This is a genomic window from Agrobacterium sp. YIC 4121, from assembly GCF_002008205.1.
GTDB classification, from domain to species: domain Bacteria; phylum Pseudomonadota; class Alphaproteobacteria; order Rhizobiales; family Rhizobiaceae; genus Agrobacterium; species Agrobacterium leguminum.
In genome coordinates this window covers 103341-123530 of the sequence record NZ_MRDI01000018.1, presented here as the reverse complement: position 1 = coordinate 123530, position 20190 = coordinate 103341, and the positions used below count along the sequence as shown (strand labels likewise).

At 58.6% G+C, this 20190-nt stretch carries 20 protein-coding genes and 2 pseudogenes; 11 read left to right on the top strand and 11 right to left on the bottom strand.

What is annotated here, in order from left to right; all coding sequences use genetic code 11:
• The 7 genes and pseudogenes from BTE54_RS17355 to BTE54_RS17325 all read left to right on the top strand — a co-directional run.
• Positions 1 to 802: pseudogene (locus BTE54_RS17355) on the top strand (type VI secretion system tip protein VgrG); the annotation flags it as partial.
• Between the two features lie 8 nt (positions 803 to 810).
• Positions 811 to 1407 (top strand): DUF4123 domain-containing protein, encoded by a 597-nt coding sequence (locus tag BTE54_RS17350; RefSeq protein WP_078053317.1) that lies wholly within the window; start codon positions 811 to 813, stop codon positions 1405 to 1407.
• Positions 1404 to 1883: a hypothetical protein gene (locus BTE54_RS17345; protein ID WP_078053316.1), complete on the top strand. Its 480-nt coding sequence runs from the start codon at positions 1404 to 1406 to the stop codon at positions 1881 to 1883. Before BTE54_RS17350 ends, BTE54_RS17345 begins: the two co-directional genes overlap by 4 nt.
• A complete protein-coding gene (locus BTE54_RS17340) occupies positions 1880 to 2806 on the top strand; it encodes an HNH endonuclease (RefSeq protein WP_078053315.1) in 927 nt (308 codons plus the stop codon). The genes BTE54_RS17345 and BTE54_RS17340 overlap by 4 nt, the downstream gene beginning before the upstream one ends.
• A gap of 15 nt (positions 2807 to 2821) precedes the next feature.
• Complete coding sequence (locus BTE54_RS17335) at positions 2822 to 3340, top strand: SMI1/KNR4 family protein (RefSeq protein ID WP_121490445.1); 519 nt, start codon at positions 2822 to 2824, stop codon at positions 3338 to 3340.
• A gap of 12 nt (positions 3341 to 3352) precedes the next feature.
• On the top strand, positions 3353 to 4141 hold the full coding sequence (locus BTE54_RS17330; protein ID WP_078053314.1) for a hypothetical protein: 789 nt from the start codon (positions 3353 to 3355) through the stop codon (positions 4139 to 4141).
• Positions 4142 to 4163: 22 nt separating this feature from the next.
• Positions 4164 to 4466, top strand: a complete 303-nt coding sequence (locus tag BTE54_RS17325) for a PAAR domain-containing protein (protein WP_078053313.1) — start codon at positions 4164 to 4166, stop codon at positions 4464 to 4466.
• A 49-nt stretch (positions 4467 to 4515) separates the two neighbouring features.
• Here the strand turns inward: BTE54_RS17325 and BTE54_RS17320 are convergent, their stop codons facing one another.
• Positions 4516 to 6489 (bottom strand): bifunctional diguanylate cyclase/phosphodiesterase, encoded by a 1974-nt coding sequence (locus BTE54_RS17320; RefSeq protein ID WP_198939178.1) that lies wholly within the window; start codon positions 6487 to 6489, stop codon positions 4516 to 4518.
• A gap of 342 nt (positions 6490 to 6831) precedes the next feature.
• On the opposite strand from BTE54_RS17320, the gene BTE54_RS17315 reads away from it, so the two are divergent.
• The 3 genes and pseudogenes from BTE54_RS17315 (at position 6832) to BTE54_RS17305 (ending at position 10007) form a co-directional block, all read left to right on the top strand.
• A complete protein-coding gene (locus BTE54_RS17315; protein ID WP_078053312.1) occupies positions 6832 to 7671 on the top strand; it encodes an inositol monophosphatase family protein in 840 nt (279 codons plus the stop codon).
• Between the two features lie 59 nt (positions 7672 to 7730).
• Complete coding sequence (locus BTE54_RS17310; protein ID WP_078053311.1) at positions 7731 to 8339, top strand: dual specificity protein phosphatase; 609 nt, start codon at positions 7731 to 7733, stop codon at positions 8337 to 8339.
• Positions 8333 to 10007 (top strand): annotated as a pseudogene (locus BTE54_RS17305) (metallophosphoesterase). Before BTE54_RS17310 ends, BTE54_RS17305 begins: the two are co-directional and overlap by 7 nt.
• Before the next feature lie 32 nt (positions 10008 to 10039).
• On the opposite strand, the gene BTE54_RS17300 reads toward BTE54_RS17305, so the two are convergent.
• The 8 genes from BTE54_RS17300 to BTE54_RS17265 all read right to left on the bottom strand — a co-directional run bounded on the left by BTE54_RS17300 (position 10040) and on the right by BTE54_RS17265 (position 17558).
• Positions 10040 to 11026 carry a LacI family DNA-binding transcriptional regulator gene (locus tag BTE54_RS17300; protein WP_078053310.1) on the bottom strand — a complete coding sequence of 329 codons (987 nt, stop codon included), beginning with the start codon at positions 11024 to 11026 and terminating at the stop codon, positions 10040 to 10042.
• A 92-nt stretch (positions 11027 to 11118) separates the two neighbouring features.
• A complete protein-coding gene (locus tag BTE54_RS17295) occupies positions 11119 to 11340 on the bottom strand; it encodes a hypothetical protein (RefSeq protein ID WP_078053309.1) in 222 nt (73 codons plus the stop codon).
• 54 nt (positions 11341 to 11394) lie between these two features.
• On the bottom strand, positions 11395 to 12480 hold the full coding sequence (locus tag BTE54_RS17290) for an ABC transporter ATP-binding protein (RefSeq protein WP_078053308.1): 1086 nt from the start codon (positions 12478 to 12480) through the stop codon (positions 11395 to 11397).
• On the bottom strand, positions 12477 to 13304 hold the full coding sequence (locus tag BTE54_RS17285) for a carbohydrate ABC transporter permease (protein ID WP_078053307.1): 828 nt from the start codon (positions 13302 to 13304) through the stop codon (positions 12477 to 12479). Before BTE54_RS17285 ends, BTE54_RS17290 begins: the two co-directional genes overlap by 4 nt.
• On the bottom strand, positions 13301 to 14203 hold the full coding sequence (locus BTE54_RS17280) for a sugar ABC transporter permease (protein WP_078053306.1): 903 nt from the start codon (positions 14201 to 14203) through the stop codon (positions 13301 to 13303). Before BTE54_RS17280 ends, BTE54_RS17285 begins: the two co-directional genes overlap by 4 nt.
• Positions 14204 to 14313: 110 nt before the next feature.
• Positions 14314 to 15546, bottom strand: a complete 1233-nt coding sequence (locus BTE54_RS17275; protein ID WP_078053305.1) for a sugar ABC transporter substrate-binding protein — start codon at positions 15544 to 15546, stop codon at positions 14314 to 14316.
• Between the two features lie 62 nt (positions 15547 to 15608).
• Positions 15609 to 16511, bottom strand: a complete 903-nt coding sequence (locus BTE54_RS17270) for a sugar phosphate isomerase/epimerase (RefSeq protein ID WP_078053304.1) — start codon at positions 16509 to 16511, stop codon at positions 15609 to 15611.
• Between the two features lie 12 nt (positions 16512 to 16523).
• On the bottom strand, positions 16524 to 17558 hold the full coding sequence (locus tag BTE54_RS17265; RefSeq protein WP_078053303.1) for a Gfo/Idh/MocA family oxidoreductase: 1035 nt from the start codon (positions 17556 to 17558) through the stop codon (positions 16524 to 16526).
• Positions 17559 to 17697: 139 nt separating this feature from the next.
• Between BTE54_RS17265 and BTE54_RS17260 the strand changes: the two genes are divergently transcribed.
• Positions 17698 to 18726, top strand: coding sequence for a LacI family DNA-binding transcriptional regulator (locus BTE54_RS17260; RefSeq protein WP_078053302.1), 1029 nt, complete (start codon positions 17698 to 17700; stop codon positions 18724 to 18726).
• 15 nt (positions 18727 to 18741) lie between these two features.
• On the opposite strand, the gene BTE54_RS17255 is transcribed toward BTE54_RS17260, so the two are convergent.
• Together BTE54_RS17255 and BTE54_RS17250 are read right to left on the bottom strand one after the other, a co-directional pair.
• The gene (locus BTE54_RS17255; RefSeq protein WP_078053301.1) at positions 18742 to 19620 is read right to left on the bottom strand and encodes a hypothetical protein; all 879 of its coding nucleotides are present in this window, start codon (positions 19618 to 19620) and stop codon (positions 18742 to 18744) included.
• 170 nt (positions 19621 to 19790) lie between these two features.
• Complete coding sequence (locus tag BTE54_RS17250; protein WP_078053300.1) at positions 19791 to 20186, bottom strand: cupin domain-containing protein; 396 nt, start codon at positions 20184 to 20186, stop codon at positions 19791 to 19793.
• Between the last annotated feature and the right edge of the window lie 4 nt (positions 20187 to 20190).

The following is a 20190-nucleotide window of genomic DNA, read 5'->3' as shown; positions in this document are numbered from 1 at the left end:
CCGGCATGAGGTCGCCTCGGTCGGCGGCAACCGCGCGGTGGAAGTTTCCGGCAACCAGAAACACGAGATCGGCGGCTCGGTAAACACCGTCGTCGGCGGAACGGGGCCGATGGCGATGATGGCCATGGCCGGCGTGCAGGCGCTCTCCGGGCAGACGGCGGGGCTGCTTTCGCAGGCCGCCCAGATCGCCGGCGGCGGTGGCCCGGGTGTCGCGGCCTTCGCCACCACGCTCGCCTCATCCGCACTCGGCTTCCTCGGCGCAGGCGGTCTTTCCTCGCGTGAGGGGGTCGTTTCCGGCCCGAGCCCGCGCGCGGATGCGGGTACGGCGCTTNGCCCGAGCCCGCGCGCGGATGCGGGTACGGCGCTTGCCGGCTCCGGCTCGGGCGTCGGTTCCGATGCTTCGGGATTGTTTCCGCTGCCGGGCATCATGAACACGATCGTCAGCACGTTCAAATCCGACAGCGTCGGGGTGGCGCGGGCAGAACAGATCGGGGTGAGCAAGGTTACGAATGTCGGCCAGACGTCGCTGGAAAGCGTCGGAAAGACAAAGAAGACAACCGTTGGAGAGCGTTACGAAATAAACGTTGGCAAAGCCATTTTCACGCAAACTGAAAATCACACGGTGATCGTCAGCGACAAGATAGTGCTTGCGGCACCGGGCGGCGTTATCGAGATCAACAAAAATGGGGTGTTTATCAAGGCAACCAAGTTCGAGGTCAAAGCAAACGCTGTGAACTTCAAGCGTGGCAGTGCCGGCAAAAGCACGAACAAGCCTTTTGCTGAAGACTGCTCGAAGAAGTAGGGGTTGGCGTGGAACTCAATAGCGAGAAGAGGCAGGAAGTTCTTTCCAAACTGCGCGAGGAGCAGGGGGCTGGCGGAGCCGCGCGTCTTTATGCCGTGGTCGATGCGTCCCGGGCGCCGATGATTATTCCACCGGCGCTTCAAGCCATGACGGACAAGGTAGCATGTCTTTACAGAGGCAATGCGCTTGAGGAGTTCGGGGACGATACGGCTTGGGTCGCAGAAATGACATCTGACGAAAGCGTGTTGCAATGGCTTATCGACAATGGCTTTGGCAAACGCTGGTCGATTTTTCTGCGAACGTCGCATGCATTGGAAGATGTCGTCCGGCATTTGAGGAAATTTACGATGGTCAAAGATAGTGAGGGGACCATTCACTTCTTTCGTTATTACGACCCACGAACGCTGCGCCAATATCTGCCAGTCCTAACATCGGAGCAGGCCGCTGTTTTTTTCAACGGAATTGAGTGTTTTTATTGTGAAAACGACCTGAAGGCGGGAGAATTCCTCAAGTTCCGCTTTGGAAATGGCATTGTACATCGTGAGATCGTTTTGCCTTCCGGAGGCACAGGTCAGGCAAAGGCAGTTGAGAGGGCATTATCATGATCATTGAATTCGATCCGCGTCAGATGAATGCGATGCTGCACGATGACGACGATTTTACGAATTATTTCACCAGAGAAGTGATGCCAAAGCATCTACCCAGTTTCGCTGATATGGCGGGGTCGCCCCAGGCTACCGAAATGACACGCTGGGGCAGACGCTATGCTGAGCATTTCGGCTTTTCCGACCCGATTTATCAGATTCACTTCGTTGTTCTGATGTGGCGGATCGGGCCGGATTTCTTTATGTTCGAACCTTATAAATCCATCCTTGCCGATCAAAACCAGACTGAGGAACAGCGCATCGAGCGTTGTAACCTTGAACCGACCATGAGCCAGGAAGGGAACGCGATCGCGCGGAGCGATAATGCCTTCTGGTTCCCGCAATATATGAAGAACAACATTCTCGGCGTCCCTTATGACGACATCGAGGAGGAGTTCGAGCGTGAGCGTGCTGCCAGGGCGAGAGACGTTCAATGAGCCAGCATCTTGATGATCTCGTCAATGTTCCTGACACGCGCGAGCTTGAACTGGCCCGTCGTGATCTGGACATGCTGAACCAGCGCTATACAGAAATCGCGAAAGAAGCGGGTTGGCTGGCTGCTTCGTCCGTTCCCGTAGTGGGTGGTGTCGTGGATGTTGCGAGCGCCATTGGAAACGCCTGGACTGGCAACTGGGCAGATGCCGGTCTGGATCTCGTCGGTCTCGTTCCCGTCTGGGGTGATGGGGCCAAGGCCGCTGCCAAAGGCACCAAGATTGCGCGGTATGCCGAAAAACTGATGAGCCAGGTTGCCGCCGCGCAGCGCAAGGTCAAGGCGCTCGAGGAGCATGTACGAAAGTCGGCGGCGGCATCGAAATATTGGGCTTCCAAGCGCGGCGAAGCCTACCGCAAGCTTCAGGAAGATTTGAGAAAATGCAATACGAAGGCATGCCGTCAGAAAAAAATCGACGAGTATAAGAATGGCGGCAAATACAAGAACATTCCACGAGAAGGGAAGTGGTCTGGAGAGCCGGGCAACAGCAAATGGTCCCCCGAGCCCGGATCGAATGCCGATAAAGCGCTGAAAGAATACGGTCAGGATGGGATTTCTTACAAAAACGGAAAACCCGATTTTTCACCATTCATGAAAAAAGGACCGGATGGGCAGCCGATTCAGACCCGCATATCCAATATGAAGGGCGACCTGGCAAGAGGGCCGGACGGCGACGTGGGCCAGGCCGTTGGTCCGCTCAAGGAAAGGTATGGCAGCTGGAGCAAGACTGCCGATGAAAATGGCTTTACGTGGCATCACAATGAAGACACATCCACGATGCAGCTGGTCGACTCGCGTATACATAATACCGGCCAAGGCGGCGGTGCCCACAGCGGCGGCGCTTCTGCAGTCAACGATCCTTCCTATTAGAACGGAGTTGTTCCAATGGTTGTCTTAAAAGATGCGGTTCAATTCCTGGAGGAGAACAGCGATTTTCAACGAGTTCCGGATACGACGTGGACTGACCGCGATTTCGGTCGCTTTACGGAACTTACCGGGCTGATCGTTCCGAAACAGCTGGAAGAGGTTCTGAGGCAATACGGTCACTGTGGAACCGAATACAACGATTCATTTCTGGTGGAATACGATGACGGCAGTCGGTCGGTACATGATGTGCAGGTGCTTGTTTCGAATTTCGATACCATCGTTTCGTGGCACGACACCTTTATTGCCAATTCCAGTTGGGAAAAACAGTTCACGCTCCCAATGATATTTTTTGGATCGGCGGATTCGGGACATGCCTATTTGTTGATGGATGGCAAAAATCCTGAAAATGGGGCTGTTTACTTCTGGGAAAGGGCGACAGACCCATTTGGTACAGGAAATAACGCAAAAGGGATCGTCAAGCTGGCGGACAGTCTGCCGGAATTCCTGATCAATCTCTCCGCACCAGAAAACCTTTGATGGGTAACGAATATGCTTGGTCTACACGAAAAATGGCGGGCAACCTTTATTGAATCCTGGCCGGACGAAGTGTGCGAGCTGGGGTTACCCTTTGAGCAGTGGCTTGTCTCGGAGCAGGATCGTCTCGCCATAGGGAGCAGGACCGCGGCTTTCCGGGCTCTGTTCAGTGTAGATGAACTCCCTCAACTGTCAGATGAATTCCGCGTAGCCATTGATGCCAAAACCGCGGTTTTCAAAGAAGGCGCCCATTTTCGCTTTGGTGGATGCAGTTTCAAGCAGCCAGGACAATACCAAAAGGGGCCGATCTTCAACAGCGCCCAACTTATGTCTCATATATTGCGGGATAACCCCCGTGTGGCGGGACTTCTTGCAAGTTCACTTCAAGATAAATTTGACGTTTGCATGTTCATACGGCCTTGGAAAGACATTCCGAAATGGTCTGAGTTCAGGCTCTTCATGAAAAACCGGGAATTCCTCGGCGCTTCCCAGTATTTTCATACGGCTTTTTTTCCTGAGATAGAGGCAAATGCCAAATCCATCGCGGCAGCTCTGGTGGATTTTGCGGACCGTTTCAGGGAGGTCGCTCATATTGATGATGCTATCGTCGACATTTACCTGAAACCTGGCGATGTCGCCGGATTTGAAGCTGTGCTTCTGGATATTAACCCGCTCATCGTGCGGTCCGACCCGTGCCTTTTTCAATGGAGGAACGGGGGGGATTTTGACAGGGGGCTACGCTTCCGGGGCGGGAATAATCGAGTGCTCGCCATAGCACCGTTGCCTTTTGCTCGTGCGGCTTGATTTAGTTGAGAAGGAGGAGCCAATGACCGCCAGCCCAGTCTCCCTTAAAGGCCACATGCATGTCTGCCCCAAGGTCGATCCCGGCCCAAGACCGCATGTTGGTGGTCCCGTCATCTCCACCCAACAGAGTTTTGTTACGGTTGAAGGAACGCCGGTCGCAACTGTCGGTGATACCTGTTTGTGCACGGGAGTTCCGACGACCGATACAATTACTGCCGGCTCGTCCTTTGCCGCTATTGATGGAAAGAAGATAGTGCGGCAGGGTGATGCATGCGCGCATGGTGGAAGATTGGTGCAGGGAACCTCCTGGATCACGTTCGAGTAATCTGAAATTAGGGTGCCGTGACGACAATCTGCCTCATGCAATGGTTTGACTAGCGGAGCCTGTTTCTGCGTTTGCCAGCGGAAGTTCCGCTTCTAGTCGCCTGTCCCGAAAGAAACGCACCGACATCCTCTTCCCGAAGCGGCGGTGCATAGATGTAGCCCTGTACCAGCGTGGCGCCGAGGCCTTCGAGTGCGGTTAGCTCGGCTGGTGTTTCCACCCCTTCCACCACGCATTCCAGTCCCATGTCGCGGCTGAGGGTGAGGAGGGATTTCACGATTTTGTAGCTGGCCGGTTTTTCGTGCAGGTCCGTGACGAAGCTGCGGTCGATCTTGATCTTGGTCAGCGGCAATGCATGCAGTCGCGTCAGGCTGGAATAGCCGGTGCCGAAATCGTCCAGCGATATGCCGCAGCCGAGGCGGCGCAGCATTTCGACCGATTGCCTCACCTGCTCGAAATCATGGGCAAAAGCCGTCTCGGTAATTTCAAGGTCCAGCCGTCGTGCATCGAAGCTGCTGTTTTCGATGATGCCGAGCAGGGAAAGCACGCCCTCCTGGGAATTGAGGTCCTGTGCCGAAAGGTTGAACGACAGGCGCAGGGAAGGCTCCCATGTGGCGGCGGAGGCGAGCGCCATCTTGAGAAGCGGCCGCGTCAGCGAACCGACGATGCCGGCCCGTTCCGCGATGGGGAAGAACTGGCAAGGCGGCACATGCCCTAGAACCGGGCTGTGCCAACGCGCCAGCGCTTCAAACCCCGCCGTCCTTCCGTCGCGTATATCGACGATCGGCTGGAACACGACCGAAAGCTCGTTTTCCATATCCCGCTGTTTGAGCAGGTGCTCGACGCGGGCTTCGATATTGATCTGCTTTTCGTGCTCCGCATCGAACAGAACGGCATCGCCACGCCGGGTTTTCTTGGCGTGGTAAAGGGCATAATCCGCCCTGTCGAAAAGCTGTTCGAGCGTTGAGGCGAGGTTTGGGAACACGGCAATTCCCATGGAAGCGGAAACATGCACGGTGCCTTCCGGCATATGATAAGGCGCCCTCAACTGCTCGGAGATCGCATTGGCATTTTTGACGAGTTGCGCGTCATCCGGTATGATCGGAGCGACGATGGCGAATTCGTCACCGCCCAGCCGAAAGGCCCTGCTGGCTTTCAGATTGGCGGTGAGGCGTTTGCTGACATTGACAAGCAACCTGTCTCCCACGGAGTGTCCGTAAAGATCGTTGACGGGCTTGAACCCGTCCAGATCGATCACACCCAGCGCCAGCCGGGTTCCGTTGGCCCTGGCTTTTTCGAGCTCGGCTTCAAGGTGAGCGAAAAAGGCGCGGCGGTTGGGCAGTTCCGTCAGGCTGTCGATATTGGCAAGCAGCAGGTTTTCGTTGCTGAGCGCTTCCGTGCGCTGTTGTGAAATGACCATGCGCTCGAAATTGCGGTAGTTGGTCAGCAGAATGGACATCATGCCGGTGCAGACCAGCAGCACGTTGATGGCGATGGCAACAAAGGTCGGTTGCTGCGACGCCAGAAAAAAGGCGATGAAGGCGCCATTGACGATGAGCGTCACCGTGAAGGCAGCCGAGCGCACATACATCAGACAGAAAATGCAGGAAATGACGGTAATCGCCATATAGAAGGCGACGTGGGATTGCGTATAGGCATCCCCATAGGGCACCAGCAGGAAAGACCAGAGCGTGAATGCCATGGCGATGCCGGCAGCGAGGCGATTTGTGCGCCGAAGGGCTGCATGCGCCACCCGCGGTTCGGGATCCATGCCGCGCGTCCTCCACCAGAAGGCGACCCTGAGCGTGCAGCCGAGTGTGAATAGGGCGGGAACTCCAATGGTGAGCCAAGGCGGCGCCAATTGCATATGCGTCACGGCAAGCGCCCATGTGCTTGAAAGCAGGATGAAATACATCATCGGCATCTGTCTGGTGAAAGCGCGGTACTGTGCTTTCAGCAAATCAGGATTGTCGGACCGGACGGACATGAAGTCCTGCAGTTTTTGTGTGGCGGTCAGTATTTTCATTCATGGCTCTTCAAATACAGAGCGGCATTCGTAACATAATTCCCGTTACATCATTGGAAATACACAGGGTTAACCGACAGACAACTGCATCAACCGCAAGATGTAGGCGCTGTGTTTCGCAACATTCCAATGTTTTCAGTATTAAATGTTTCCTGCGGGGATATTCCTGATGGGGGAGGAAGCCCTTTGCTTCATGCCATGAGTTGCGCCGACTCCATCGAATTGGCATGATCGGCCCGCCCGCTTCCAATGTCCGTTAGCTCCCTTTCAACGCCCCTTGAAAAGTTTGAACGCGCGTGCAATATGAACGCGTGTTCAAACTTTGAAAAATGGTTCTTGCGCATGGATTCGATCCACTATCCCGATACATTGGCGGCGCGTGCCGAATTGTGCCGCAGCGTTATTCTTTCCGCCGGCGAACTGGTGCTGAAGGGTTTTCAGGGCGAGGCGACGCGCAGCTTTTCGATGAAGGGGCCGCAGGATTTTCTGACGGTGACGGATGCTGCCTCGGAAGCGCATATTCGCGGCGCGATCACGGCCGCTTTCCCGGAAGACAGTTTTTTCGGGGAAGAGGGCGGCGGCGAGATCGGTGAGCGCGTCTGGGTCGTGGATCCCATCGATGGCACCGCCAATTTTGCCCGTGGCATTCCGCATTTCTGCATCTCCATCGCCTATGTCGAAAACGGCCAGACCGAAATCGGGGCGATCTATAGTCCCGCCCTTGGTGAGCTTTATTTCGCCCGTCGCGGCGAGGGAGCGACGCGCAACGGTCAGCCGATCCGGACTGCGGAAACGGAGCGCTTCGATGCCGCTTCGATCGAGATGGGGTGGTCCACCCGTATCGCGAATACGACCTATCTCGATGTCGTCAGGAACCTGCTCGACATGGGCGCCAATGTCCGCCGCGCCGGCTCCGGCGCGCTGGCGCTTGCCTATGTGGCTGATGGCCGTTCCGATGGCTATCTCGAATTGCATATGAATTCATGGGATTGTCTTGCAGGGCTGCTACTCGTCAGCGAAGCTGGCGGCGATGTGTGCCCTTTTCTGGAGATCGGCAGTCTCAGGGAGGGCGGGCTGGTGCTGGCCGCAGCCGCCGGTGTTGCCAAAGGCGTCAGCCAGGCATCGAATATAGCACTCGCCGCGCGGCAGCCGTTGGATCGTCCGCGGGCGGCATCGGCGTGATTCATGCGGAGGCCCTTTTGCAGAGGGGGCCTCGTGCTTCATGCATGTGGAGGAATGAAATGGATGGACCCGTTTATGCCCGGCCTGCAATCAGCCTGATTGCGGAAGGGCTCGGCCCGCACAATGCTGCGCTTTACATTGGCGGCAGCGATGGTGCGAGCGATCTCGGGCTCCTGCGCCGGCATGGCATCACCACCGTTGTCAATTGCGCCGTCAATCTTGATATAAATCTCGTGCAGGCGGCGGAGGAAGAGGGCGACAGGCGCGCCGTGGGTTATGGCGATATCCGTTATTACAAGCTCGGCCTTATCGATGGTGAGGGCAGCCCCGACACCATGATGCTGGGCGCCTATTACATTCTCGACGGCGCGCTTCGCCAGACCATGCCGAAGCGGGAAACCTATCCCTTTGCCGATGGCGGCAATGTGCTCGTCAATTGCCGCAGCGGCCGCAGCCGTTCCGTCTCACTGGTGGCGCTTTTCCTGCACAAGCAGCAGCCGGATCTCTATCCGACCATCGACGATGCGCTGGCCGTGATCCGCACGAAACGGGAATTGCGGCCTGACGAATGGTTCGAGACGCCGAAACCGATGCTTTACGCCGCCGCCCGCCGTGCTTCCGACTGGATCGACATGGTCGAGGGCAGAAAGACCGCTCAACCATGCTGACACGCACGCTTCCCTCCGTTGCCGTCATCGCAGACGCGCATTTCCATGACACGGCAGCCGATTTCGGATTTCCCGGCATCGAAATCGACGGTCAGCGCATCACCATGCGCAGCTGGTCGGATACGCGTGAATCCACCCGGGTTTTCAACGAAAGCGCCGATGCATTGCATGCGGCACTGGAGGAGGTGCGGCAGCGCGGCATTCGCCATGTGGTTCTGCTTGGCGACTATACCGATGAGGGCCAGCGGGTGACGACCGAAACGCTGAAGAACATCCTGCAACGCCACAGCGACGCCCACGGCACGGCCTTCTACGCATTGCCTGGAAACCACGATATTTTCGGACCGCGCGGCCGGCATCATACCAAGGAATTCCTGACGGAGAACGGCAAATGCCTTTCCGTTTCAAGCGATGCCCGGCGGGCCGGTGAGCACGTCGTCGTGAACGACGGTATGTATTGCGAAGGCTATCCTGCGGGCCTTGGCCCGATGGCGGCTTTCGGTTATTTCCGCCAGCCGGATTATCTGCATTGGGAAACCCCTTTCGGTGTTTCCGATGCGCCGGAGGACCGGCTGTACGCGGTGCGCTCACCCGATGGGCGCAATGTCTACCGCCTGATGGATGCCTCCTATCTGGTCGAACCGGAGCCGGGCCTGTGGCTGCTGATGATCGACGCCAATATTTTCGAGCCGCTCGATGGTGAGTTCGAAACGGGCGAGGAGGCGGCTTTTATCGACAGCACCTCCGGTGGCTGGAATGCGCTTTTGCGCTGCAAGCCCTTCCTCATCGACTGGATTGCTGATGTGCGCCGCAGGGCGGAGCTGCACGGCAAGACATTGCTCGGCTTTTCCCACTATCCGGCGCTCGATCCTTTCGATGGCGCAAGCGGTGCGGAAGGCGCCCTGTTCGGTGAAACCAATGTCGTGCGCCGCACGCCGCGCAAGGCGGTGGAGGATGCGCTGTTACAGGCCGGGCTTGCCGTCCATTTCAGCGGGCACCTGCACGTGGAAGGCGTGACCCGGCGCGGGGAGGGCGAAAATTCGCTCACCAATATCGCCGTGCCGTCGCTCGTCGCCTTTCCGCCCGCCTTCAAGGTCGTCCACCCGTCGCGGCAGGCAATCCTTGTCGAGACGGTGGAGATGGCCGCGCTGCCGGTCAATGGCCGCATTTGCGATGGCTATGCACAGGAAACCGCACTGGCGGGCGAGGCAAACGACCGGGCTTTTGCCGCCGGCAATTACGGTGAATTTCTGCTGGGCCACAAGCGGGCGCTGATCAGGTATCGTTATTTCCCCAAGGAATGGCCGGTCGAGGTCGTCACGGCAATCGCCGATAAAAGCGTTCGGGAGGTTCTCGATCTGCTTGGAGGTGAAGGCCGATCTTCGTCTGATGCTGCTGTCCTCTCCTTGGACTTGCCGATGTTCGAGCTGATTGCCGACTGGTATTGCCTGCGCCAGGGCGCAGGCCTGGCGCTGCCGCACATCGCGCCGCAACGGCTTTCCCTTTATCGAACGCTGGCGGAGCGCTTCGGCAGGGAGCCGGATCGTCACGATGGTTCGGTCGAAAGCTTTCTCGAAATCTTCTTCGGAGCCCTCGGCCCGTTTCTCGAGCGTGCCGCGCGATCTGGAGCTTGGGCTTGTGCCGCAGCGTAAACGGGTTGCGGTTTGATCTGAAGATTTTTGCCCGGAAGGACATTTGGTCTAGCGTGCGGTGATGCGCTCTACCATGGAAACGGGCACGACGTGAAGCCGGGTTTCCGGCTCATCGCTGTCGAGTGCGGTCAAAACCTTCTCGGTCAGCGCGTCGAAAGACTGGGCAACGGTCGTCAGCTGGTAGCTTTTCCAGCTGGCCTGCGGAATATCGTCGAAACCGACAATCGAGATATCTCCCGGCACCCGGCGGCCCATTTCCAGCCGGGCGGCGTCCATGAAACCAAGTGCCAGCAGATCAGTGACACAGAAGGCGCCGTCGATGGTCCTGTCCGCGAGCAATTCTCGGCCGGCCTGATAGCCACTGTCATAGCTGGTGGGGCCGCCGCACCATGGAATTACCTGGATACCCTCCATGGTCATGCGCTCGGTGAAAGCGTTGACGCGGCGCAACTGCGCGGGCGTCTGGCTGCCGCTGGAGACAACCGCAACCTTTCTGCACCTGGCAGCTACAAGCCGCATGGCGGCCAGGTTGGCGCCGTGAGAATCGTCGCTCAGCACCATATTCGTATCGGTGCGGTCCAGATGCTGGTTGATGAGGATGAGGCGCACGCCATTGGCGATGCATTCGTCGATAATAGAGGCCGGAGGTTCACCGGAAAGAACGATGATGGCCTGCGCGCGGAATTCGAAGAGACGCTCGATGAGCGGCGCGATGTCCTTGCGCGCATCTGCCGCATTCAGCAGCAGGCATTGCAGGCCACGGCGCAGGAGACCGATGCTGAGGAAATCGAGCTGTTTCGAAATGAAGGGAGAACTGAGATTGGCCCCGACAACACCAACGAGGTTGGAGCGGTCGTTATTGAGGCCCTGCGCCAGACGGTTGACGCGATAGCCAAGTTCCTGCGCAGCTTTCAACACCCTGCGTCGGACGGCCTTGGATACGCTGCCGCCGGGAGTGAAGGTGCGTGAAACGGCGGAACGTGAGACACCCGCCTTTTTTGCTACTTCTTCGGCCGTTACGAACCCTTTCGCCATTCAGTCCCCCGTTGCGAATCCACCTGTCTGATAGCACAGGTCAGATTGCAGCGACTATTCCAATCGAAATATTTCGGGTGCTGTGGTCGCGGTCAGTTTTGCGGTTCCAGCGCGCCTGCCGCGGCCTCGGCACGCGCGGCGGCCTCTTTTGCTTCCCGCTCGGCGCGGGAGGCCGCTTCCGGGTTGCTCGAACTGTCATAACCTCCCATGGCGCGTTCCCCGATGGCGATGTGGACATCCTTGAGCTGGACTATGACGAGGCCGGCGAGGATGGCTGCGCCGATAAGGAATACTGTTTTCCCGCTTATGGTCATTCGACTCCACGCTTCGTGTTTGCCGGCGGAGGAAACAGCCGGCAAAACCGCCGCTCAGCGGGTCAGGAGGCCGACGCCTGTTTCCGCATCGAACAAATGCATATCGGACGGGTCGATGTCGAGGCCGATCGTTTCACCTGCTTTGACTGCGCTGCGTCCCTGCACCGCGATGACCAGTTCGGTGGTGGTTCCCGTGGTGAGGAAAGTGGCCGAGCCGGTCGTTTCCACCGCGGAAACCGGCAGCGTCAATGCCGCCCCGGCTGCTGCGGCCGGCCGGATATGTTCCGGCCTGATGCCGACGATCACATCCTTGCCGGGCGGCAGGGAGGCCGGATTCCTGATCGATTGCTGCGGTTCGCCTTCGCCGAAGCTGAGCTGAAGGGATGCGCCATCCGGGCTGACGGTCGCCGGAATGAAATTCATGGCCGGCGAGCCGATGAAGCCGGCCACGAAACGATTGACCGGGCGGTCGTATAGTTCCAGTGGCGTGCCCTGCTGCTCGATCACGCCGTCACGCATGACGACGACATGATCGGCCATGGTCATCGCTTCGATCTGGTCATGGGTGACATAGACCGAAGTGGCATGCAGGCGATCGTGCAGTGCGCGGATTTCCTTGCGCATGTGGACGCGTAGCGCCGCATCGAGATTGGAAAGCGGCTCATCGAACAGAAACGCCTGCGGGTTGCGGATGATCGCCCGGCTCATGGCCACGCGCTGGCGCTGGCCGCCGGAGAGTTCGCGGGGATAGCGCTTCATAAGTTTTGAAAGTCCCGTCGTGGCCGCAACTTCTTCCGCCGCCTTGCGGGCCTCGGCCTTGGCGACGCCGCGCATACGCAGCGAATAGGTGAGATTTTCCTCCACGGTCATATGCGGGTAGAGTGCATAGGACTGGAACACCATGGCCACATCGCGCTTGCGCGGCGGCACGCCGTTCATGAGCGTGCCGGCAATGCGCATGTCGCCGGCCGATATGGTTTCCAGCCCGGCGAGCGAGCGCAGAAGGGTGGATTTGCCGCAGCCCGACGGGCCGACAAGTGCGACGAAAGTGCCCTTCTCGATGGAGAGGTTGATGTTCTTCAGCGCATGAAAGGCGCCGTAATATTTGTTGACGCCGGAAAGTTCGATCTGAAGGGTCATTTGAGCGCTCCTGAGGTCAGGCCGGATACGATACGGCGCTGCAAGAGAATGAAGAGGGCGAGAATGGGCGTCACATACATGGTTGCATAGGCCATGATGTTGTTCCATTCGCTGGTGTTGGGGCCCATGAAGGAATTGAGGCCGACGCTCGCCGGCTGCAATTCGGCCGCCTGGATCATCGATTTCGAATAGACGAACTCGCCGAAGGCCTGCATGAAAATGAGGATGGCGCTGACGAGAATGCCGTTTCGGGCAAGCGGCAGAACGATGTTGAAGAAAGCGCCGACCCGGGAATTGCCATCCACAAGTGCGGCCTCTTCCAGTTCCTGCGGCACGGCCATGAAGGTGGCGCGCACAAGCACCACGAAAAAGGGCATGCTTTTCGCCGCAATGGCGAGGATGACCGACAGGCGCGGATAATCCAGAAGCCCGAATTGCGAGAAGCCGACGAAGATTGGCGTGATCATCAGCGATGCCGGCAGAACCTGCAGCATGAGGATGAGGAACAGGCCGATATCCACCCAGACATTGCGATAGCGCGCCAGCACATAGGCACAGCCGACGCCGAGAATGGTGATCAGCAGCACCGCGCTCGAAGCGATCAGTACCGAGTTCCACAGGTATCTGCCCATGTTGCGGCTGTTCCAGACATAGGCATAGGTCTGCCATTGCGGATCGCTGGGCCAGAAGGCGGGCGGATTGGCGAACATTTCCGAGCCGCTTTTGAGCGAGGTCAGATACATCCAGTAAAGCGGGAAGAGGTAGATGATGGCGAGCAGGATGGCGATGGCCAGCATCAGACGGTTGCGGGTCGTGATGCTCATCCGCGCACCTCATGCCGTGTGGAGCGCACATAAACGATGGAGGCCAGCATGACGAAAACGATCATGATGACGGAGATCGTGGCGCCCTTGCCGAAATCATATTGCCGGAAGGACAGGTCCCACGCCCAGTATTGCGCCACGTTGGAGCTGTTGTTCGGTCCGCCATCGGTAATGGCGGCGAAAAGATCGAATTGCTGCAGCGTAAAGATCAGCCCGAGCGAGACGATTGCACCGATGGTGGAGCGCATCATCGGCAGGGTGATGGTGTGGAAGCGCTGCCAGGCATTGGCGCCGTCCAGCTCCGCGGCTTCATAGAGATCGCCGGGGATGGAGGCGAGGCCGACGGAAAGCAGGATCATGTTGAAGGACGTGCCGAGCCAGATATTGGCGATGACGACGGCCCAGAGCGAAAAATTCGCATCGGAGCGCCAGAAGATATTGCCCGATATCAGGCCGCTTTCCCGCAGGAAGAAATTCAACACGCCGAAATCGCCCGAGAGGATCCAGTTCCAGATCGCGCCCACCACGAGGCCGGGCATGACCCAGGACACGAGAAAAAGACCGCGCAGCCAGGTGGCGCCGGGAAAATTGACCCAGAAGAACAGCGCCAGACCGAAGCCGATAGCGAATTGCCCGGCAATCGAGGCCACGACAAAGGTGACGGTGTTGAAAAGGATCGGCAATGTTTCCGGCTGCCGGAACAGATCGATGTAGTTCTTGAAGCCGACGAAGGGGCGCACGAAGGTGCCCAGGCTGAACATGTCGACTTCCTGAAAACTCATGACGATGTTGTAGATGAGCGGCAGCCCCGCCATGACGAACAGGAAGCCCAAAGGAAAGGCGACAAGGACGATATCGAAACCGCGACCGTCACTGACGCTGGAAAACAGTTTTTTCATGAAACATCCTCGCAAGCTCCAGTCGGGGCCGCCGCCGCTTGTCGCGGCAGGCAGCCCCACCGGGAGGAACTCCTTGGGTGGAGGCCGGAGAACCCGGCCGCCCGCCCGGATCAGCCTTCGACCAGCTTTATCTTTTCAGCGGCCTGATCGAGCGCGGCTTTCGGCGTCATCTGGCCCGAAAGCGCACCCTGAATGGCATCCTGAATCGCCTTGGAAATCTTCGGCCATTCGGGCGAGGGGCCGCGCGGCTGCGCATATTTCAGCTGTTCCACGAAGGTCTTCAGCGCCTCATCCTTCAACGCATTGCCCGTGGGCGGAACCGGAATATCCGAGCGCGCTGGCAACTGGCCGAAGTTCTTGAACATGTCCTTGTCCTTTGAGGCGAAGAACTCGATTGCCTTGAAGGCCTCTTCCGGATGTTTCGTCTTGGAGAAGATCGCCCAGTTATAGTCGCCCATGGCCGAAGATCGCGGGGCGTCGGGTGTGGGCACCGGCAGCAAAGCGACACCCCAGTCAAACTTGGCGTCCTTCAGCATGCGGTCGATTTCCCATGGGCCGGAAATGACCATGGCGGCGTTGCCGGCGTTGAAGGTAGCGGTGGAATCCCACTGGCTGCGCGTCAGCGTATCCGGCGATGCCAGCTTTTCATCCAGCATCAGCTTCCACGTTTCGAGTGCTTTGACGGCACCCTCGGTATTGATGTTCTTGTAGGTCGCGCCCGCCATCTGCGCCCAGGGCAGGAACTGGAAGGTGCCTTCTTCATTCGCCTTGGCGCTGAAGCTGATGCCGTAAATATTCTTCGAGGGGTCGGTCAGCTTGCGCGCCGCTTCCACCAGCTCATCCCAGGTCTGCGGCGGTTTTGCCGCATCGAGCCCTGCGGCCTTGAACAGGTCCTTGTTGTAATAAAGCGCAATCGTGTTCGTGGCCTTCGGCACGCCGAAATATTTGCCGTCCCACATCACCGATTTCAGCGGTCCCGGAAAATAATTCTCCGTCTTGATGACATCCGACTTGGCGATCATGTCGGTCACATCGAGAAAGGCGCCGCGTGCGGCGAACATGGCGTGGTTGGGGTTGTCGATGGCGATGATGTCGGGCGCATTGCCGGTGGAATAGGCGCGCATGGATTCGCTCACCACATCATCGAACTGCAATTGCCGGTATTCGATCTTGATGCCGTTATTCAGCGCGTTGAACTCCTTGATGAGGTTCGGCGCCGGCTGGATATCGCGATCCAGCGACCAGAGGGTCAACGTCACATCTTCTGCCTGCGCCGCAATAGCGCCGGCGGATACGCCCGCCAGCAGAAATGCGCCGGCCATCATGCATTTCGCGATACCCATAATCTCCTCCTCTTGGTTATCGTCTCTGCAATTTTCGAAAACCTTCTCCCAAAAGGCTTCCGTTATGTCGGATCGACGACGAAATCGCCGCCGCGGCATTTTTTCAGATAGTTCAGGCCATGCACCTGGCCCGTCATTTCCAGCGCATCGCGATAGACGGGGTCATGCCAGCCCTCGATATCAATGGAGCCGGACCAGCCGGCGAGGCGCAGTTCGGAAATAATGTCCGTCCAGTTGCTGTCGCCGAAGCCCGGCGTGCGCATGAAGACGAATTTTTCCTTGCCGAAAATGCCGTGCTCGCGAATGACGTCCCAGCGGATGGTCGCGTCCTTGCCGTGCACATGAAAAATCTTGTCCGCCCATTTGCGGATCTGCGGCAGCGGATCGATCAGATAGACCATCTGATGGCAGGGTTCCCACTCGATGCCGATATGCTCGTCCGGCGTTTCGTTGAAGATCAGTTCCCATGCGTCGGGATTGTGCGCGATGTTCCAGTCGCCGGTCTGCCAGTTGCCATCCATGGCGCAGTTTTCAAAGGCGATCTTCACGCCCTTGTCGGCGGCGCGTTTTGCAAGCTCGCTCCAGATTTGCCGGTATCGGGGAAGGCTTTCCGGCAGCGGCCTGCCACGAAGCCGGCCCGTGAAACCGGCAACGCAGGTCGCGCCGAAATGGTGGGCATTGTCGATGCAGTCTTTCCAGCCCTGCAATGTCTCAAGGTCGATGTCGGTCTCCTCCAGCGGATTGCCGAACATGCCGAGCGTGCTGATGGTGATGTCGCGCTCGCCGATCGCCTCGCGGCAGCGCTTGCCGAGTTCGGCAAGGTCCTGGCCGTTGGTCGTTTGCCAGAAGAACGGCTCGAAGCTTTCAAAGCCGAGATCGGCGATCTGGCCGATGCGTTCGGCCGCCTGTCCCTTGGTGGCGCTGACCATGGTGCCGATGCGGATGGATGTTGCCGGATTGCTCACGTCTTTCAGTCCTTATGCTGCAATGGAAACACGCTGGCCGAGGCGGGCGCTTTCAATCGCGCCGATCACCATGGCAAGGCTGTTGATGTTGTCGAAGGAGGCCGTTTCCGGCATCTCGCCCGTGCGGATGGACTCAAGAAACGAGAGAATGACGCTGGCATGGCCGCGCGTATCCTTCTCGGAAACGTCTTCGGAAACGTTTACGGTCTTAAATCCACGCAGAAGCCCCTGGTCGTCACCGGCCACGGAGGCGGAGAAATTGTCTTCGCCGTCCCAGACGATCATGCCCTTGGAGCCGATCAGTCGCCAGCGCGCTTCCCAGCTGGTCCGCTCGCCTTCGGCGCACCAGGAGCCGCGATAGGTGAAGACGACATCATTCGAGAACTCGAAAATGGCGTTGGCGCTTGCGCCATGGGCATACCATGAGCCGGCCGGGTTCTTCTCCACGCAGAAGACGGAGAGGGGTTTTTCATTGGCGACAAAACGGGCCGCGTCGAAAGTGTGGATCGCCATGTCGAGAAGCAGGACGTTCTTCATCTCCTCGCGGAAGCCGCCGAAATGCGGGCCGAGGAAGAAATCGCAATGGATGGCCGTCAGATCGCCGACGATGCCGTCTTCCAGTGCACGGCGCAGGCGCCGGATACCGGCGATAAACCGCCGGTTTTGTACCACGGCATGAATTTTACCGGCTTTTTTCGCCAGTTCGACCAGCGTGGCGGCTTCCTCCATCGAGGCGGCAAGCGGCTTTTCGCTGAGCACATGGCACCCGGCCTCCAGACCGGCCTCAACCACGGCGAAGCGCGCCTGCGGGATGACGATATCAAAAAGGATGTCGGCTTTCGTTTTAGCGAGAACCTCGCGCAGATCCGTGCCGATGACCGCATCGGTAAGGGCGAATTCCTCGGCAAGCGCGCGTGCCGTGTTCTCGTTCAGATCGACCAGCCCGGCGATCCTGATCGCGCCGGCGATTTCCGGCGTGGATTGAATGGCGCGCAGCCAGCCTTTGGCCATGGCTCCGCACCCGCATAAAACGGCATTGAATGTCATCTCATCTCCCCGGACTCTTTCGCAAACTCCTCTTTGCGCAGAGTGTCGTAAACGTTTACGAGACTATGCCGATGATGTTAGATATGTCAAGACCGTTAAGGGGCGCGTCGATTGCGCGCCGGGCCTGGGAGGGGAGTGCATGAAAGGAATTCGTCAGCTTGCCGATTATCTGGAGATATCGATAGGCACTGTTTCCCGTGCCCTGAACGGCAAGCCGGATGTGAACGAAGAAACGCGGCGGCGTGTTCTGGAAGCGGCGGAAAAGCTGGGTTATGTCGCCAACCAGTCCGGCCGTAGCCTCAGGCAGGGAACCACCAATGTCATCGGCCTCATGACCGGCAGCGATGCGCAGACCGTGGAGAACTCCGACAACTTCTTCCTCGGTGTGACCGACGGTCTGCAAAGCGTGTTTTCCGGGCATAATCTCGATCTCATCGTTCTGCCCTGTCCGGGGGAAGAGGATCCGGATGAATATCTGAAGCGCATGGTGGCGCGCCGGATGGTGGATGCGATGATCATTTCCGCGACGCGGCGGATAGACAAACGTGTGGATTTCCTGAAGCAGACCCGGCTGCCTTTCGTGGCGCTCGGACGGACCGCTTCCAGCGACACTCACGCCTGGATAGACCTCGATTTCGAGGGCGTCGCGAAAAACGCGGTCGATCGCCTTGCCGCTGCCGGGCATCGTTCGATTGCGGTGGCGGTGCCAGACAGCGATATCAATCTCGGTTACGTTTTTCTCGAAGGATACAGGCGCGCGCTGGAAGACAATGGCATCGTCTACGATTCCTCGCTGGTCATCCGCGCGAAATCGAGCGAGCAGGGTGGTTATCACGCCGCCAGCGAGTGGCTGCAGATGCGGCCCCGGCCAACGGCGATCGTGCTGATCTACGAATTGATGGCGGTCGGGCTTTATCGCCGGCTTGCGGAAGTGGGGCTGAAACCGGGGCGCGATCTCGCCGTCATCGGCTTCCGCGATGGCCCGCGCGGCCAGTTTCTGGAACCTCGGCTGACCAGTTTCCGCATGTCCCTGCATGATCTCGGCGTGACGGTGGCCCAGACGCTGCTATCGACCATGCCGGCCTACGCGCCCTTTTACCCCAATCAGGCCCGCCATTGCGTGTGGCCCATGCTTCTGGTGGCCGGCGAGAGCGATCCTGCCCCATAAGGCCGCAGGCGGGCGTTAAAGCTTGAGGCCATCAACGCTCACGACGCCGAAAGGATTGAATTTATATTCGTCCTCCTCATACCGTGTGTCGTCGGCGAGGGAGGCGCGACGGCCCTTCAGAGTGGCTTCAACGCCTTCACGCGCCATTTGCTCGGCGATATCGTCTATCAAGGCGGCTATCTTCAGTTGTTGGGCGTTCGTCGATGGCTGGTCTTGGTCTTTTTTGGTGAAGCGTATCTGCACATTGGGCAGGCCGATCAGGTGAAACCCAACGCTCGTCATGCCTTCGGCATCGTCTCCTATGGGGCGGCGTGCGAAAGCCAGACGACAGGTTCTGGCAAGCGCCATCCCGTCATCGGCCGCCGCCTCGCCACGCGACTGCTCGTAAAGCTGCTTCCAGCGCCTCGCGCCATGGGCGACGCCCGCACTTTCACCCTTCACGGCGACAGCGCCGTGATCGAGCATGTGCTGTACGAATCCGAGGGCCTTTGCGGATGTCTTCACGGCTGTTTCGGCATCCATGGATGGGCTGAGCACATAAAGAACCGAGCCGTGCGCGGCGACGGCTTCCTCATCCTCCGGCTGGTAGGCATCGGGGTCGACGCGATCCCAGCAGACATTGAACGAACGTTCCATCCGGTCGTCCGCCTCATCCTGTGAATAATCCTCGTCGAGACTGAAATCGGGCGCAAAATCATCGATGGCGGCGCGGGCGCTCTTCTGCAGCGCCGCCAGCCCATTTTCCGTGCCAAGAAAGCAGAGGATATGCCGGGGTTTGTATTCGGAACGGGATTCGGCAAAGGCCGCAGGCTTGCCCGATGCTGCGCCGAGAGACGGCCTTGCCAGCACAAGGCCGCCCAGAAATGCGAGAACGCCACGACGCCCGGAATTCATTCAATACCCCCAAGGTTTCCATCGACAGGACGAGGGGGTTTTACACCGGCATATATCATTCCGGCCATATCGCCGTTGATGTTTTTTAGCGTTCCAGCAGTCGCGGTGCAGGGCAGAGGCACACTCACACTCACGGTCCGCAGGATCAGCCTTCGGACTGCGCTGCCGCGTCAGCCGCCATATTGGTCATCTGTCACCTGTTCCATCCAGTCCACCACCTTGCCATCCTTGACCTCCTGAAGTGCAATATGGGTCATGGCGACATCGGGTGCGGCCCCGTGCCAGTGCCTTTCGCCCGGCGCGAACCAGACGGTATCGCCGGGGCGGATTTCCTCCACCGGGCCGCCTTCGCGCTGCGCCCGGCCGAGGCCGGAAACCACAATCAGGGTCTGGCCGAGGGGATGGGTGTGCCAGGCGGTGCGGGCGCCGGGTTCGAAGGTGACCTGAGCGCCCTGAACCCGCTCGGCATCAAAGGGGTTGAAGAGGGGATCGATGCGGACCTGACCCGTGAACCATGCCTCCGGGCCTTTCGCCGATGCCCGTGTTCCTGCGCGCAATATTTCCATTGGT